The sequence below is a fragment of the Aeromonas sp. A04 genome, assembly GCF_047780465.1.
Lineage (GTDB): Bacteria > Pseudomonadota > Gammaproteobacteria > Enterobacterales > Aeromonadaceae > Aeromonas > Aeromonas bestiarum.
Window position 1 is genome coordinate 146937 of the sequence record NZ_JBLNHP010000007.1, and the last position, 15172, is coordinate 162108.

General features: G+C 63.7%; 16 protein-coding genes. 10 read left to right on the plus strand and 6 right to left on the minus strand.

Annotation, left to right across the window (positions count from 1 at the left end; genetic code table 11):
* The first annotated feature begins 36 nt into the window (after nt 1-36).
* The 6 genes from pseF to ACM3N8_RS18505 are packed head-to-tail and all read left to right on the plus strand — an operon-like array spanning nt 37 to nt 5322.
* Nucleotides 37-732, plus strand: a complete 696-nt coding sequence (pseF, locus tag ACM3N8_RS18480) for a pseudaminic acid cytidylyltransferase (RefSeq protein WP_416016482.1) — start codon at nt 37-39, stop codon at nt 730-732.
* The gene (gene pseG, locus ACM3N8_RS18485) at nt 722-1978 is read left to right on the plus strand and encodes a UDP-2,4-diacetamido-2,4,6-trideoxy-beta-L-altropyranose hydrolase (protein ID WP_416016483.1); all 1257 of its coding nucleotides are present in this window, start codon (nt 722-724) and stop codon (nt 1976-1978) included. Before pseF ends, pseG begins: the two co-directional genes overlap by 11 nt.
* Nucleotides 1979-1984: 6 nt before the next feature.
* Nucleotides 1985-3031 carry a pseudaminic acid synthase gene (gene pseI / locus ACM3N8_RS18490; protein ID WP_098981492.1) on the plus strand — a complete coding sequence of 349 codons (1047 nt, stop codon included), beginning with the start codon at nt 1985-1987 and terminating at the stop codon, nt 3029-3031.
* A complete protein-coding gene (locus tag ACM3N8_RS18495; RefSeq protein WP_098981490.1) occupies nt 3024-4319 on the plus strand; it encodes a motility associated factor glycosyltransferase family protein in 1296 nt (431 codons plus the stop codon). The genes pseI and ACM3N8_RS18495 overlap by 8 nt, the downstream gene beginning before the upstream one ends.
* On the plus strand, nt 4316-4579 hold the full coding sequence (locus ACM3N8_RS18500; protein WP_043142876.1) for a hypothetical protein: 264 nt from the start codon (nt 4316-4318) through the stop codon (nt 4577-4579). Before ACM3N8_RS18495 ends, ACM3N8_RS18500 begins: the two co-directional genes overlap by 4 nt.
* Nucleotides 4576-5322: a class I SAM-dependent methyltransferase gene (locus ACM3N8_RS18505; protein ID WP_098981488.1), complete on the plus strand. Its 747-nt coding sequence runs from the start codon at nt 4576-4578 to the stop codon at nt 5320-5322. The genes ACM3N8_RS18500 and ACM3N8_RS18505 overlap by 4 nt, the downstream gene beginning before the upstream one ends.
* On the opposite strand, the gene ACM3N8_RS18510 is transcribed toward ACM3N8_RS18505, so the two are convergent.
* From ACM3N8_RS18510 to ACM3N8_RS18535, 6 genes are all read right to left on the minus strand, one after another.
* Nucleotides 5304-6659, minus strand: a complete 1356-nt coding sequence (locus ACM3N8_RS18510) for a DUF4910 domain-containing protein (protein WP_290018766.1) — start codon at nt 6657-6659, stop codon at nt 5304-5306. The two genes, ACM3N8_RS18505 and ACM3N8_RS18510, sit on opposite strands and share 19 nt — an antisense overlap.
* A gap of 61 nt (nt 6660-6720) precedes the next feature.
* A complete protein-coding gene (locus ACM3N8_RS18515) occupies nt 6721-7470 on the minus strand; it encodes an AAC(3) family N-acetyltransferase (protein WP_290018767.1) in 750 nt (249 codons plus the stop codon).
* Nucleotides 7467-7697, minus strand: a complete 231-nt coding sequence (locus ACM3N8_RS18520; RefSeq protein WP_043142890.1) for an acyl carrier protein — start codon at nt 7695-7697, stop codon at nt 7467-7469. Before ACM3N8_RS18520 ends, ACM3N8_RS18515 begins: the two co-directional genes overlap by 4 nt.
* Complete coding sequence (locus ACM3N8_RS18525) at nt 7690-9372, minus strand: HAD-IIIC family phosphatase (RefSeq protein WP_290018768.1); 1683 nt, start codon at nt 9370-9372, stop codon at nt 7690-7692. The genes ACM3N8_RS18520 and ACM3N8_RS18525 overlap by 8 nt, the downstream gene beginning before the upstream one ends.
* Nucleotides 9373-9471: 99 nt before the next feature.
* Nucleotides 9472-10005 carry an ATP--cob(I)alamin adenosyltransferase gene (locus ACM3N8_RS18530; protein WP_098981476.1) on the minus strand — a complete coding sequence of 178 codons (534 nt, stop codon included), beginning with the start codon at nt 10003-10005 and terminating at the stop codon, nt 9472-9474.
* A 90-nt stretch (nt 10006-10095) separates the two neighbouring features.
* Nucleotides 10096-11238, minus strand: coding sequence for a DUF5610 domain-containing protein (locus ACM3N8_RS18535; RefSeq protein ID WP_290018770.1), 1143 nt, complete (start codon nt 11236-11238; stop codon nt 10096-10098).
* A gap of 171 nt (nt 11239-11409) precedes the next feature.
* Between ACM3N8_RS18535 and trmA the strand changes: the two genes are divergently transcribed.
* The 4 genes from trmA to ACM3N8_RS18555 all read left to right on the plus strand — a co-directional run bounded on the left by trmA (nt 11410) and on the right by ACM3N8_RS18555 (nt 15168).
* Complete coding sequence (trmA, locus tag ACM3N8_RS18540) at nt 11410-12543, plus strand: tRNA (uridine(54)-C5)-methyltransferase TrmA (protein ID WP_098981472.1); 1134 nt, start codon at nt 11410-11412, stop codon at nt 12541-12543.
* Nucleotides 12544-12812: 269 nt separating this feature from the next.
* Nucleotides 12813-13520 (plus strand): two-component system response regulator RstA, encoded by a 708-nt coding sequence (rstA, locus tag ACM3N8_RS18545; protein ID WP_172955244.1) that lies wholly within the window; start codon nt 12813-12815, stop codon nt 13518-13520.
* Nucleotides 13521-13605: 85 nt separating this feature from the next.
* The gene (rstB, locus tag ACM3N8_RS18550) at nt 13606-14931 is read left to right on the plus strand and encodes a two-component system sensor histidine kinase RstB (RefSeq protein ID WP_416016484.1); all 1326 of its coding nucleotides are present in this window, start codon (nt 13606-13608) and stop codon (nt 14929-14931) included.
* A 54-nt stretch (nt 14932-14985) separates the two neighbouring features.
* Nucleotides 14986-15168, plus strand: coding sequence for a hypothetical protein (locus tag ACM3N8_RS18555; protein ID WP_021138483.1), 183 nt, complete (start codon nt 14986-14988; stop codon nt 15166-15168).
* The last annotated feature ends 4 nt before the right edge of the window (nt 15169-15172 follow it).

Genomic DNA, 15172 nt, shown 5'->3' on the forward strand with positions numbered 1-15172 from the left:
GGGATGCCAGATCCCGTCCCTCAGGGAGAGAGCACCATGGCCATCGCCATCATTCCGGCCCGGGGCGGCAGCAAGCGCATTCCCCGCAAGAATATCCGCCCCTTCTGCGGCCAGCCCATGCTCGCCTACGCCATTCAGGCGGCCAGAGCGGCAGGCTGCTTCAGCCGAATTGTGGTCTCCACCGATGATGAGGAGGTCGCCGACGTTGCCCGCCAACTCGGCGCCGAAGTGCCCTTCCTGCGCCCCGCCAGCCTGGCCGATGATCATACCGGCACCACCCCGGTGGTGATCGATGCCATCCGGCGACTCGACGATCTCGGCATGCAGGCGGAATACTACTGCTGCATCTATGCCACTGTGCCTCTCATTCAGGCCAGCGATCTGAGCGCCGCCCACGACCGCCTGCTCGCCAGCCAGGCGCCCTTCGTCTACACGGTGGCCGAATTCGGCTTCCCCATCCAGCGGGCGGTGCGCATGGACGCACAGGGCAGAGTCAGCCCCTTCTGGCCGGAGCAGATGGCGAAACGATCCCAGGATCTGGAGCCCGCCTACCAGGATGCCGGCCAGTTCTACTGGGGCAACCGCGCGGCCTGGCTGGGGGGTATCAGCCCAGTGGGCGGGGAAGGGATCGGCCATATTCTACCGAGGCACAGGGTAGTCGACATAGATACGCCGGAAGACTGGCACCTGGCCGAACTGCTCTATCGGGTGCTGAGCCAGGATGGCGTTTAACGTCGCCTTCCGGCTCGATGCCGGCGCCGAAATAGGGCTGGGCCACCTGATGCGCTGCCTGGCCATCGCCGATCGGCTGCGGGCGGCGGGGGCCGAGTGCCACTTTCTCTGCCACGACTTGCCCGCACATCTGCTGCCGCTGCTGCAGCCCCATCACCATCATTCCCTGAGCGCGCTGGACGACGCCGGCCCGCTGCCTGGCTTGCGGCCCGATTGGCTGGTGTTCGATCACTACCAAATTGACCACATGGTCGAACAAAAACTGGCGATCCACTGTGGCCGCTTGCTGGTGATCGACGATCTGGCCGATCGCCCGCACCACTGCCAGTTGCTGCTGGATCAGGGACCACTGCGCACAGCCGCCGATTACCAACCGCTGATCCCGGCCGATTGCCGACTATTGCTTGGCACCGACTATGCCCTGCTGAGGCCCGCCTATCGCCAGCTGGCACGTCAACAAACCAGCCAGTGGCAGCGAGGGCTCATCTGCTTCGGCGGCGCCGACCCGGCCGGTGCCTGCCTCACTACCCTCAACAGTCTGGCCCGCTTGCCCTGGGCGCGAACCATCCGCTGGACCCTGGTGGCAGGCGGTGCCAACCCCTTCTGGCCCGAGCTGGAGCAGAGGGTGGCCGAGCTGTCCGAGCTCAAGATCGTGCTGCTGCGCCAGAGCGATCAGATGGCGCAGTTGATGAATCAGCACGACTTCGCCATCGGCGCCGCCGGCGGCATGACCTGGGAGCGAGCCTGCCTCGGCCTGCCGACCCTGGCGGTGCCCATAGTCGACAACCAGCAGTTCAACGATCAAGTGATAGCCCGCTTCCAGCTGGCCGAGCGGCTGACACTGAGCGAGCTGGCCGAGCCGGCGCGGCTCCTGCAGGCCCTGCAGCGGCTGGAGCGACAGGCCGATGACTATCGCCAGCGCGGCCAGCAACAGGTAGATGGCCTGGGGCTGGATCGCCTCGCCGCCTGGCTGTTGCCTCAAGCCGGTAACCGGCTGCAGCCCGATGGCCCGCGGTGGCACCTCCTTTGCGATGACCAGCCACTGCTCACCCTGACTCTGAGCGGTCAGCAGCTGACATGGCAAGCCGCCCGGCCACTTCAACCAGCGGAGTGGCAAGAGCTGGCACATCGCTTGCAAAGCATTTTCTCCCAATTTCCCCTCTATCTTGCCGAGCCACCGCAGATAGCGCCCCCTGCCCCCTGGCAGCCGGCGCCGCAAGGCTGGCAACTTGACACAGGAGCCTGACCACAGATGCAGATCGCCCATCAATCCATAGGCCCGGCGCAGGCGCCCTACGTGATCGCCGAGCTCTCGGCCAACCACAACGGCAACCTGGAACGCGCGCTGGCCATCATGACCGCCGCCAAGGCGGCCGGAGCCAGTGCGGTCAAACTGCAGACCTACAGACCCGATACCATCACCCTCAAAAGCGACAGGCCCGAGTTCCAGATCCACGGCGGCCTGTGGGATGGTCACAGCCTGTACGACCTCTACGAGTGGGCGCACACGCCGTGGGAGTGGCATCAGGCCCTGTTTGCCAAGGGACGCGAGCTGGGGTTGACGGTGTTCAGCAGCCCGTTCGATTTCAGCGCCGTGGATCTGCTGGAATCCCTCGACTGCCCGGCCTACAAGATTGCCTCCTTCGAGCTGGTGGACCTGCCCCTGATCCGCTACGCCGCCCAGACCGGCAAGCCGCTCATCATGTCCACCGGCATGGCGAACGAGGCCGAGATCGCCGCCGCCGTCGAGATGGCGCTCAAGCACGGCAGCGGCCAGCTGGCGCTGCTGCACTGCGTCAGCGGCTATCCGGCGCCGGCGGCCGAATACAACCTGCGCACCATCCCCATGCTGCGCCAGCGCTTTGGTGTCGAGGTCGGGCTCTCCGATCACACCCTGGGTGCGGCGACCGCCATCGCCGCCACAGCGCTCGGGGCGACCCTCATCGAGAAGCACTTCACCCTGGCCCGCGCCGACGGCGGACCGGATTGCGCCTTCTCCATGGAGCCGGCCGAGCTCACCGAGCTCATTGCCTCGGTCAACACCGCCCATGCGGCGCTCGGGGTGGCCGACTACCGGCTCACCCAGAGCGAGCAGGGCAACCGCGCCTTTCGCCGCTCCCTCTATCTGGTCAAAGATATTGCGGCCGGAGAGGCGCTCACCGCCGCCCACATCAAGTCGGTGCGCCCCGCCCTCGGCCTGCCTCCCGCCGATTACGATCGACTCATCGGCAAGCGGGTCAGCCACGACATGACAGCCAATCAGCCGCTGAGCTGGGAGTGGATAGACAAAGATGAGTGATGAACTGTTCGCCCAGCACGGCAGGCTTATCAGCCTGCGCTGGCCAGCCCTCTGGCCCCGCCTGCTGGCGCAGGACGTGGAGAGCATCCAGGCCGAGCTGACCGAAGGACTGGGCTCGACCCTCAGCATCGACGGCATCCAGCTCACCAGTCGTCATGACAGGGTGCAAGAGGCCGAGCTGCAGGCTGCCAGCCTGCCCGAGGTGGCCGTGCTGCACCTCTACGGTACCGGGCTCGGCGATCTGCCGCGCGCCCTGCTGGGCCGCAGCGGCCTCAAGCGGCTGGAAGTGAAGATCATGAATGGCGCCCTGTTTGCGCTGGTGCTGCGGCTGCTGGACCAGCAGGACTGGCTGGCAGACCCCAGGGTCGAACTGATGATGGCGGGGGACGAGAGCGAGATCCGTCTGCCCTTCTTCGCCCTGCCGCCCGAGTTGCTGCTGGTGGAAGACGCCGCCGCCCGCATCCGGGACAGGCTGGTGAGCGAGATAGAGCTGCCGTTTGCCAGCGCCAGGTTCGATGCCGAGCATCCGGCGGTGACCCGCCGGCTGGCCGAGAACCGGCCACTGCTGGCAAGCGATGGCGACGTGGCCAGCCTGTTCGGGCTGGCGCGAGGCAAACATGCCCTGATCGTCGCCAGCGGCCCGACCCTGCAAACCAATCTGGCCACCTTGCAGGCCCAGTTGCAGACCCGGCGTCAGGACTATCTGCTGATCAGCGTCGACACAGCGCTCGCTTTTTTGCTGCGCCACGGCATCCGGCCAGACATAGTGGTCACCATAGATGACGCCATCCACGGCAGCCGGTTGCCGGCCGACCAATCGGCCCAGACCACCCTGGTCTACTACCCCACAGTCCCGACGGCAGCTCTGCTGGCCTGGCAGGGGCCGCGCAAGGCAGCCTATTCCCGCAGTCCCATGTACCAGACACTGAGGCAGGAGATCCCCAAGGGAACCCTGCACTCGGGCGGCAGCGTCATTCATCCCGCCGTGGATCTTGCCGTACAGATGGGCTGCCAGCAGGTCATACTGCTGGGGACGGATTTTGCCTTCCCCGGCGAGCTCACCCACTCAGGATGGGCGGATGGAGCGCTCGGCCCCACTGCCAGTCAGGCGCTCAGCTGGGCCCTCGACGGGCACGGGCGCCGGGTCAAGACCAACCCTAACTTCTCCGCCTATCGCACCGAACTTGAGCGATACATAGCGCGCCATCCCGAGGTGCATTTCTGGAACAGCAGCCGGGAAGGGGCCGAGATCGCGGGCTGCAGCTACCACCCGGAGTACCTGTCATGAGTGATAGCCTGACAACCCGCATCAGGGCGCTGGCACACCAATTCAGGCTGGGGCAGTCGCTTGCCGCGAGCCAGACCCTGCCCGGTTTGCTGCAGGAGGCCCTCACCGCACGGGGCAGCCTGCCCCCCGAGTTGATAGCCGCCCTGCTCCGCAGCCAGGAGCGACAAGACTGGCTCGGGCTGGCCGATTACCTCGAGTATGAGCTGGTACATACCCTGACGACCCCTTCCGCCCCCACCACAGCAGGAGACGTTTCATGATAAAGGCTATTTCCAATGCCTCAGACGAGGAGCTGTCTCGTCGCCAGACGTTCAGCGAGCTATTGCGCGCCAGCCCGCTGCCCCCGGCCGAGCTGCAGAACAATCTGGGCCTCTACCTCAAGCGCCAGTCGCTCTCCCGCATCCTGTTCATGCACGAGCTCTACCAGAAGATCATTCCGGTACACGGCGTCATCATGGATTTCGGTACCCGCTGGGGTCAGAACCTGGCGCTCTTCTCCTCGTTTCGCGGCATGTACGAGCCCTACAACTACAATCGCAAGCTGGTGGGATTCGACACCTTTAGCGGCTTTCCCTCCCACGCTCCGCAGGATGGATCCGATGCGGCCATCCAGCCGGGCGCCTATGGCGTCACCCCCGACTATGAACAGCACCTGGCGCAGCTGCTCGCCGCCCATGAGGCCGAGAGTCCGCTGGGTCACATCGTCAAGCACGAGCTGGTGAAGGGGGATGTGACCGAGACGCTGCCCGCCTATCTGGCCCGTCAGCCGGAGACCATGATAGCGCTGGCCTATTTTGACTTTGACCTCTACGAACCGACCCGCCGCTGCCTCGAGCTCATCAAGCCACATCTGACCAAGGGATCCGTGCTGGCATTCGATGAGCTGAACTGGCCCGCCTTTCCGGGGGAGACCCTGGCCCTCAAGGAGGTGCTGGGACTGGATCGCTACGCCATCCGCCGCACCCCGCACAACCCGGGGCCGGCCTATCTGGTGATAGAGTAATCCGGTCGCTGGCTGAGGCGACGCAGCAGCCCGGCTTCCAGCAGCATGCTGGCCAGTGGGGCCACCCGCCAGAAAGGCACCTTTATGGTCTCGGCGATCTCGAAAAGGGTCAGCTGGCCATCGCTGTAGGCCAGCAGATTCATCATCTCCCTCACCTGCCAACCCGAATAGCGGGTCGACAGATCCGGATAGAGGCCCCGCTTGCCCAGCTGGGGCTCGCCCAGCACTGTGACCTCGCAGCGCTCGTCCAGCTCCAGACACTCGATGGCCCGGCGCAACGCCAGGAAGCCGCCCGCCAGACCAGCCGGGGTCACCAGCGAGAGATCATCCAGCGAGGTGTGGTATTCGGCATAGCAGCCATATTTGCTGCGCATCAGGGTAGTGACCGGCAGATCTATGCCGGGGGCGCACAGCTGACGCTCGTTGGAGCCTCGCTCCAGGAAGCTGTAAGCCTTGTAACCCGGCGCCAGGTGGCCAAGTACATGACGGCCGATGCGATCGGCCAGACTGTTGCCCTGGCGTGAGGGCAGGAAGGAGTAGCTGCGCTCATCTCCCAGGCAGGTCAGATTGAAGCCGGCCAGGGTGTGCCGCTTGAGGTGAGCCAGATGGCGGGAGAGATAGACGATGGCCCCCAGGGTTTCGGGCACCAGCATCAATCGATAGCTGTAACGGCGCTTTGGCAGGGAGGCGAGCCAGGCCATCAGGAAGACACCGACACAGGGGCCTGACAGCTCGTTGTTGGCCATGGAGGGGTGGCAGGTGTAGCTGGACAGCAGTATCTCCTGCTCGCTCTCTCCCGGCAGCACCCAGTCGCCATAGGTGAGCGAGCCGGGCGCCAGGCTGGCATCGATCACCACCTCATAATCCCCCTCCGGCAGCGCCTCGCGCACCTTGTGTGGCAGGCAGAAGCCCCAGCGACGCTTGTAATAGGAGGTGACATAGGGAATGGCATCCGGCATGTCGGGCAGGGAGTGCAGATGGGGCTGCAGTTCGGCCAGCGAGAGGGTGCAGCGCACCGGCTCCGAATAGCCCACCAGATGCAGGTTGTGATCCTTGAAATCCACCACCTTGCGACCGTCTGGCCCCACTATGTAGGCCTGCTGTACGTTCCACTCATCGGGCACAGTCCAGTCGAAACATTCGGTGCCGCTGGCCACCTCCCGGATCTGCAGATCAGGCAGACAGTGCTGGCGAATCAGGGCCAGAGTCTGGCGCACGCCATCACCGGTCAGGCTGCGGTTGAGGGGGTACAACATCTCCATCAATCGATAGATACACGTCCCAACAAGCGGGCTATTGTGCCAGTCTTCTGGTAACTCAAAACATGATGCTGTCATAATTTTCCAGACTGAAGGATTTCTGGTTTCCCAGACACCCCTTGAAATAACCAAGTGAGTATTACTTGCCAGCAGTTATTAATGCATAGGCATCATGGGCCAGCAGGTCACTGGCTGCAGCCATGAAGTCTTTACATGACATAGCCCAGACTGGCATCCGGCCACACAGCGTCTGATGCCACTGGCCCCGCGTCTCCAACAGAGTGACCAAACGGGTCAAATCAATGTCGCTTCTTATTGCCAAGTCGCGGACAAAATATCGGCCAGACCATCGTTCAATTGATGAGCCAATGACGATATCTCCTTCAAATTCCTTGAAATATCTATATTTTACGCCCAACTGCTGCTCGAGATAATGGGCGAACGTTACTCGAACAGGGTAACAGCCCAATCCCAGCAACCAGCCATCCTGCTCCGCCAGCCAGCCAAACGGGCTCTCCTGACCGAAGCAGTCGTGACACTCCCGAGCCGCCAGCTCGGCCCCGTGGGGGCCGCTGATCGCCACGCTGAAGATGGGATCCCGCGTGCGGGTCACGCCGTCACGCTGCCTGAACACCTCCGTCATCAGCCCCACCTTGCTCGGGGTGAGGGCCGGGTCGAAGCACTCGCCCGCCATGGGACTGTAGGTGAAGGTTGGCACCAGCAGATCACCCGCCAGCCACTGCTCCAGGTGCATCCAGAAGGCGGCTATCCCCTGGGCATTGCCCATACCGGGAAACTGGGCCACGACCATGGCGTCCGAGTGCACCATAAGGGCACTCCCCTTGGGGATCCCCAGCTCGCTCAGCGCCTGTTCGATGGCCTGTTTCACTCGGCAACCCCTTTGCGCAGCAGAGCCTGTCGGATATCGGCCAGGCTCTTCAGCTCGGCCAGCTCCTGCGGCTCGAACCGCACGGCAAAGTGCTGTTCGATGAGCAGCAGCAGATTGAAGTGCCCCAGGGAGTCCCACTCGGGAAAACTGCCGAGACCGAGGGCGGCCTGCTCGTTGATGCTGGCCTGTGGAAATTGCTGGCGTACCAGCGCGATGAGATCATTCATTGGCATAAAACTCCAGAAACGGGAGAGAAAGAGAGGGGAGATCCAGGCAGAGGAACATCTCGTCCACCAGCGGCGTCAATCCCGCTGGAGTGGTTATCGGCCGGGTCGGCAGGGTCGCCAGAAAATCCCGCGCCGGCTGGTTGCGATCCGTGGGCACCAGGCTTATCACCAGTTGGTCAACGCCTTTTGCCATCAGTCGGGCAGCCAGTTGCGCGAGCAGCCAGTATTCGAAACCTCGCCCCAGCACCCGACAGCTGATGGCCAGGGTATCCAGCAGCGCCTTTCCGTCATCGAGTGGGCGCACCACCAACAGGGCCGTCATGCCGTGATCGGCAAACTTGTCTTGCAGTGATGCCAGCCAGACCTCGCCCTGCGTACTGGCAAGCTGTGCCAGTTCCCCCGCCTGATAACGCCGGGCGGAGAGATTGAACTGGTTGGTCTTCTGGCTCAGCTGCTCGGCCCGCAGCTGATTGCTCTGGGTGAGCGGTTGCCAGCTCGCTCGTAGCCCCAACTGTTGCAAGAAGGCGTGTTCGTCGCCCAGTTGCTGGCGCACCGCATTCGCCTCTGCCTGTGCCAGATAGGAGCCCTGGCGCAAGCTGTCATCATGGCTCTGGTGGCGGCTCTGCAGCTCGGCGAGCGTCATCAATGCATCAGGCCAGCCCCAAAGCTCGGCAGGGGGCGTGATGACGGTAACCTCGGGGCAATTGGCACGCACCTCGGCACGCTCCAGCTCGCTGTCATCCCAGAACACCAGGCTGTCCAGCCCCACATTGAGCCGCGCAGCCAGGCGCCGCAGGCCGGCGGACTTGGGCTCCCAGCCAATCTCGGCCGCGGCTATGTGCCGGCGCTCAAGCACCATGCCCTGGTGCTGATCGAACAGCCGCCACACATCGTCGGCCAGATTCTTGGAACAGAGCGCCAATATGACGCCCTGCCCGTGCCAGTAGCAGGCGGCCTGCTGGAAAGCCTGATAGAGACGCCCCACCCCATCCTGCCCCAGCAGGACGCCCCCCACGCCATCTTCACCGACCACGCCACCCCAGAGGGTATTGTCGCAATCGAGCACCAGCACCTTGTGAGCTGGCCTGTGCAGCCGCTGCAGCAAGGGGGCAATCCACTGCGCCAGACAGGCCAACCCGGCCATGGAGAAGGGGCAGGACATCAGGTAGTGATTGCGGTTGTCGAAACAGTAGTGGCGACCCTGCTGTTGCAACCAGAGCGGCAGGTGCAGGTCATCCAAGCCGGGATGCAACTGCCGCAAATGGGCAAGCTGACCCTCAAATTCACCGGCCAGACAGGCAAGCGCGGAGGGCGCCGCGCCAAATACGGAGGCAGGGGAACGGCTGCAGACCCCGACCAGCAGATGGTCCTGCGGCCGACGCTGCAGACGCTGTTGCAGGGGCTGGCAGAGTGATGCGATGAAGGCGGCCACGGCCAGCTGCTGCGCCTCTTCTGCCAAACCGCTCCACCCGATCAGCGTCCGTGCCGGCACCAGATCTTCCCACAACCAGATGATGATGTGAGTCTGGGCTGCGCTCTCTTCGGCTGGAGTCATCAGGGTTTGCAGCCACTGCCCATGTGGTGCGACCTGCACCTCGCCATGGGCAGCCAGCGACCGCCAGGCCAGGTTGCCCGGCATCAAGAATGCACTGCCACTGAGATGAATCGTCGTCATGACTTCCCCCGCTCCGCTATCGGCGCCATTCATATTGCAACGGCATGGCTGGATCGTCTTTTATCTTTCAGAAAAATAAAAGTATTTTCAGCCACTTGGTCAGTAATTGATGCTGACGTAGGGCACCTCTTCCACCTGCCACAACTGCTTGAGGTAGACGGTCAGCACGAAGAAGAAGTTGGCAAGCAGGTTGGCGAAGCGATAGAGGATGGGATCGAAGCGCACCCCGCTCTCCTCGAGGCGCACCAGCAGCCGCACCACCTTCTTGCTGCCGCAGCGGCACAGATGCAGGGTGGGAATGGGCTGGGGCCCCTGGGGCAAGACAAAACCCGTGACCCGGCCGCGGCTCGCCTCGTTGTAGTGGTCATACCGCGTTTTCAACCACGCCAGATCCTCTTCAAAAATACCCAGCTTGCCCCGTACCGAACCGTTGAGGTTGTAGATGAGCCGCTGCAAGGCCCCCAGATCGGCCACCACCTCCCGGGTTCCCTCTGCCACTGGCAACTGGGCGAGTACGGCCCCCACCTGACAGCAAAGCTCATCGGTGGCGATCTCGTAATCACACTGGAACTGGGTTTCGAAGATGAAGGGGTAGCAGAGCTCGCGCTTGTCTCTGGGCTTCTTGGGGTTCATAAGGTAGCCGGATTGGGAAAAGAGCCAGTTTGCCAGCCCCCGGGGGAGCTGGCAAACGGCAGCTTATGGCTTGAGCCGGGCGATGCCTACTCAGACGCTCTTGCTGGCAGGCTCGGTCGCAGGCTGGAACTGGCCTATCATTCGCAGCGCCTCCAGCATCCGCTGATTGAAGCTGGTGAAGCTGTTGACCTGAGCCGGTTCGCTCTGGCCGCGGGCCGCCAACACCGCAGGGGTCAGCGCCTGCTGCTGCGATTCCGGCAGCAGGACATCCGCCTGTTGCTGCACCTGATCGAGCTTGGGCAGATAGTCCGCCAGCGGCTTGAGGAGATCCTGCAGCGAGTGGGCTCCCTGGTAGGTCTGGCTCAGCTTGACGCTCTGCTTGAGCTTGAGGGAGTAGGAGGCGAGCTGGCTGTCATCCAGTTGCAGGTCGCCCGCCTTCTTCAGCAGATCCTCGAAGTTGCCGGAGAAGAAATTCCCCGCCAGATCGTCGATCCCCTTGACCAGCTTGCCGATGGAGTCCATCTCCTCGCTGCTGAGATCCCCCTCCAGCGAGAAGCTGAAGCTCTGGCTCGACTTGAGGCTGAACTGGCTGCCGCTGTCATCTTTCTGGGACTTGGTCTGCCAGCTGTCATTGAAGCGCAGCACCACCTTGTCGCCATCCTTGGTCTGGATCTCCAGCGAGCCCTGCTGGCGACTGGCCATCTCGGCCTGCCCCATGTCGGTGGAGGAGATCTTGCCGAAGAACTCCTTCTCGAACTCGTCGAGCCCCTTCTGGATCAGCTTGTAGCTCTGATCGATACCGGTCTTGATGTCTTCGTTATCGGTGGCCCACTTGCCCAGCTGCTTCCTGGCGTCGCCGAAGCCCTTGTCCACCCCCTTGCGGGCCTGCTCCATCATGCCGGTCAGGTCGTCGTCGGACTTGCCGTCCGCACGGGCGGCGCCCAGCCGTCCGGTGACGAACTGCAGCACGTTGTCGGCTACCGACTGGAAGTCGAACAGGGTCTCCGGGGTTATCTCCTCGGGTTCCTGTGCCTTGGGTGCCTGATAACCCTGACCGTTTATCTCCAGCGCAAACTGCAACGCCTGCTGCACCAGCACCTGAGCCCACTTGGGCGGCTTGTGCAGAGAGACTTCCTCTGCGTTGCTGATCTGCTTCTCTTGTGCCTGTTGGGGTGCCTTGGGCGAAACACCCACTCCCTTGGATTGGGCTGAGCCCACGCCGTCGATTTGCATAATGTGTCCTCCCACCATGCCTGTAGATCAGGTATCGGCCTGACTGAACACTTCTTGACCACAAAATACTGGACAATCTGCAACGGCCTTTTAAAATCCACACCCTTTGGGTGGCCCGTTGCCTTCCCCCGATTTCGACCCGGCCCTGCCGGTGTGCATGTGAGGTATATCATGACCCAAATCCAGCAAGCTGGCGCCGACTCCCAGGCCCTGCGGACTCCCGCCGACTACCAGGCCCAGCTCGACGCGAAGCGCGAGCGCCTCAACGGGCTGTTCGCCGACTTCACCCTGCCTGCGCTGGAAGTGCACGCCTCCCCCGCCGAACACTACCGGATGCGCGCCGAGTTCCGCATCTGGCATGAAGGGGATGACCTGTTCCACTGCATGTATGCGCCGGCCACCAAGGAGATCATCCGGGTCGACCAGTTCCCCACCGCCAGCCGCCTCATCAACCAGCTGATGCCGGTGCTGCTGGAGGGGCTGCGCCCGCACCCGGTGCTGCGTCGCAAGCTGTTCCAGATAGACTACCTCTCTACCCAGTCCGGCCAGATCTGTGTCAGCCTGCTCTACCATCGCAAGCTCGAAAGCGAGTGGCAGCAAGCCGCCGAGGCACTGCAGGCCGACCTGCGGGCCCAGGGGTTCGAGCTGCAACTGATTGGCCGCGCCCACAAGCAGAAGATCTGCCTGGGGGAGGAGTTCGTCATCGAGCGGCTGACGGTCCAGGGCCGCGAGCTGCTCTACAAGCAGGTGGAGAACAGCTTCACCCAGCCCAACGCCGCCATCAACGAGCAGATGCTGGGCTGGGCGCTGGACGTGACCAAAGGCAGCGAGGGTGACCTGCTGGAGCTCTACTGCGGCAACGGCAACTTCTCCATCGCCCTGGCCCAGAATTTCCGCAAGGTGCTGGCCACCGAGATCGCCAAGCCGAGCGTGGACTCAGCCCAGTTCAACATCGCCGCCAACGGCGTCGACAACCTGATCATACTGCGCATGTCAGCCGAGGAGTTCACCATGGCGATGCGCGGCGAGCGGGAGTTCAACCGCCTCAAGGGGGTCGATCTGGGCGCCTACCAGTGCAACACCATCTTCGTCGACCCGCCCCGCGCCGGTCTCGACGACGCCACAGTCCGGCTGGTACAGGAGTACGACAACATCCTCTACATCTCCTGCAACCCAGAGACACTGCAGGCCAACATGGCCGTACTGGGCGAAACCCACGAGATCGCCCGCTTCGCCCTGTTCGATCAGTTCCCCTGGACCCACCATATGGAAGCCGGCGTCTATCTCAAGCGCAAGGCTGGCTAATCCGACCAGCTCCCCGGTCCATCACATGGAAGCCGGGGTCTATCTCAAGCGCAAGGCTGGCTAATCCGGCCAGCTCCCCGGGCCCATCACATGGAAACCGGTGGGGTTATTTGAGACGTCAAGCAGGCTGAATTCGAGCCGTCTCCACAACCAGAATGACGACAGGGCCCGCGGGCCCTGTTTGATTATTTATCCCAGTGCATGCCGGGCCGGGAGCCGTTATGCTGGCGGCACGCGCATCCGCGCCACAGCCTGGGTGTCATGCCACAATGCAACGCATTCTTTTTGTTGAAGATGATCCCGAAATAGGCCAACTCATCAGCAGCTGGCTTGCCCGCCACGACATGGAGGTGCTGCTGGAACCCAGAGGCGACCTGGCGCTGGCCAGGGCCCTGGCCGAGCAGCCCGACCTGGTGCTGCTCGACATCATGCTGCCGGGGCAGGACGGCCTCTCCCTGTGCCGGGATCTGCGTCCGCGCTTCAAGGGCCCCATCGTCATGCTCACCTCACTCGACAGCGACATGAACCAGATCCTCAGCCTGGAGCTGGGTGCCAACGACTACATCCTCAAGACAACGCCGCCCCCCGTGCTGCTGGCCAGGTTGCGGGTCCAGTTCCGCCAGCAGGGACAGGCACCGCAAGCAGCCGTGGCCAGTACGCCGCCCCAGCGCCTGCAGTTCGGCCGCCTGCAGATCGACGGGCCGGGTCGGGATGTGCGCCTCGATGGCGACAGCATCCCCCTCTCCACCGCCGATTTTGACCTCTTGTGGGAGCTGGCCTGCCATGCGGGCCAGATCCTGGGACGGGAGGCGCTGTTTCGCAGCCTGCGTGGCCGCGACTACGATGGCCAGGACCGCAGCATGGATGTGGCCATCTCCCGCCTGCGCCGCAAGCTGGGAGATGACAGCAACAACCCGACCCGCATCAAGACGGTGCGCCAGAAGGGGTATCTGCTGGTGCCCCACGCCTGGGAATGAGGTTGATGCTCCCTTCTCTCCATGCGGGGGATGAGGGGGCAAAGACGCAACGCCCGGACGCAATCCAGGAAAGAGGAAAGATCCCATGCGCCGCCTGTTTATCCAGTTCTACCTGCTGCTGATCGGCTGTTTCACCCTGGCCATACTGCTGGTCGGCATCGTCTATCAGGTCAGTGCCGAGCGGGCGGGTGACCGCTATCTGGAGCGGATGATGCAAGGCTCCCTCGGCCTGCTCACCGGCGAACTGGCCCGCCTGCCGCCGGAACACTGGCCCGCACGCATGGCGGAGCAGAGCCGCCAGCTTACCCTGCCGCTGCAGATAGGCGCCCTCGCCAACCAGCCGCTGGCCAAGGAGGATCAGGCCTTTCTCGAGGCGGGCAACATAGTCATAGTCGAGGAGGATGACACCTTCCTGCAGCGCATCCCGGAGACGGATCAGGTGCTGATCGTCGGCCCCGTCCCCTACCTCTCCTACCTGCACGAGCTGCACTGGGTCGATGTGGGGCTGTTGCTGGCCATAGGTCTCTCGCTGGGTCTGCCGATCCTGCTCTGGCTGCGCCCGCACTGGCGCGGCCTGCAGCGGCTCGAACAGACGGCCCGCCGGGTCGGCGACGGGGATCTCTCCAGCCGCACTGGCCTGCCCGCCGGCAGCAGCCTGGGCCGGGTGGGACGCACCTTCGATCAGATGACGGAGCAATTGCAAGCCATGCTGGCCAGTCGCAAGCAGCTGACCGATGCCATCGCCCACGAGCTGCGCACCCCCCTGGTGCGGTTGCGCTACCGGCTCGCCATGCTGGACCCGCAGCCATCGGCAGAGGAACAACAGGGGCTGGATCGCGATCTGGGGGCACTGGACGCCCTCATCGAGGAGATGCTCACCTACGCCAGACTGGATCGTCCCGAGCTGCCGCTGCAATGCAGCGAGCTGGAGCTGGCCGGCTGGGCCGGCAGCCGTCTCCCGGACTGGCAGGCGCTGCGGCCACAAACCCGGCTCGAATTCAGTCACCCCGCCAATCCCCTGCCCTGGCGCGGCGATACCCGATTGCTGGACCGGGCGCTGGAGAACCTCATCGGCAATGCCCTGCGCCACGCCACCAGCCGGGTGACCCTCGCCATGAGCCAGCAGCGGGATCACTATCTGCTGGAGGTGGCCGACGACGGCCCCGGCATAGATCCGGCGCTGGCGCCCCAGATCTTCGAGCCCTTCGTGCGGCTGGATCAGAGCCGGGATCGCCGTACCGGCGGCGCCGGCCTCGGCCTCGCCATAGTGCGCAGCATAGCCCGCCACCACGGTGGCGAGGTGCAGTTGCTGCCGAGCAGCAGCGGCGCCCGCTTCTGCCTGAAGCTGCCCGTACATTTGGATACAAACCGTCACCAGCCACTCACTGAACCGCCAGCGGAACGGCCCTAGGATGAAGTCATGGAGAAACGCTCCATGTCATCAACCCGAATGAGGAACTGGAATATGAACAAGCTGATCCCCCTAAGCCTGGCCGCTGTCTTCGCCCTGACCTCCGGCTTCACCATGGCAGCCACCCCCACCAAGGCCGCCGCTCCCCAGGCGACCCAGACCAAGGTGGTGAAAAAGCACCACAAGGCGACTCATGCCAAGGCACCGGCCGTCAAGGTCGCTCCCAAGACCAAATAAAGAC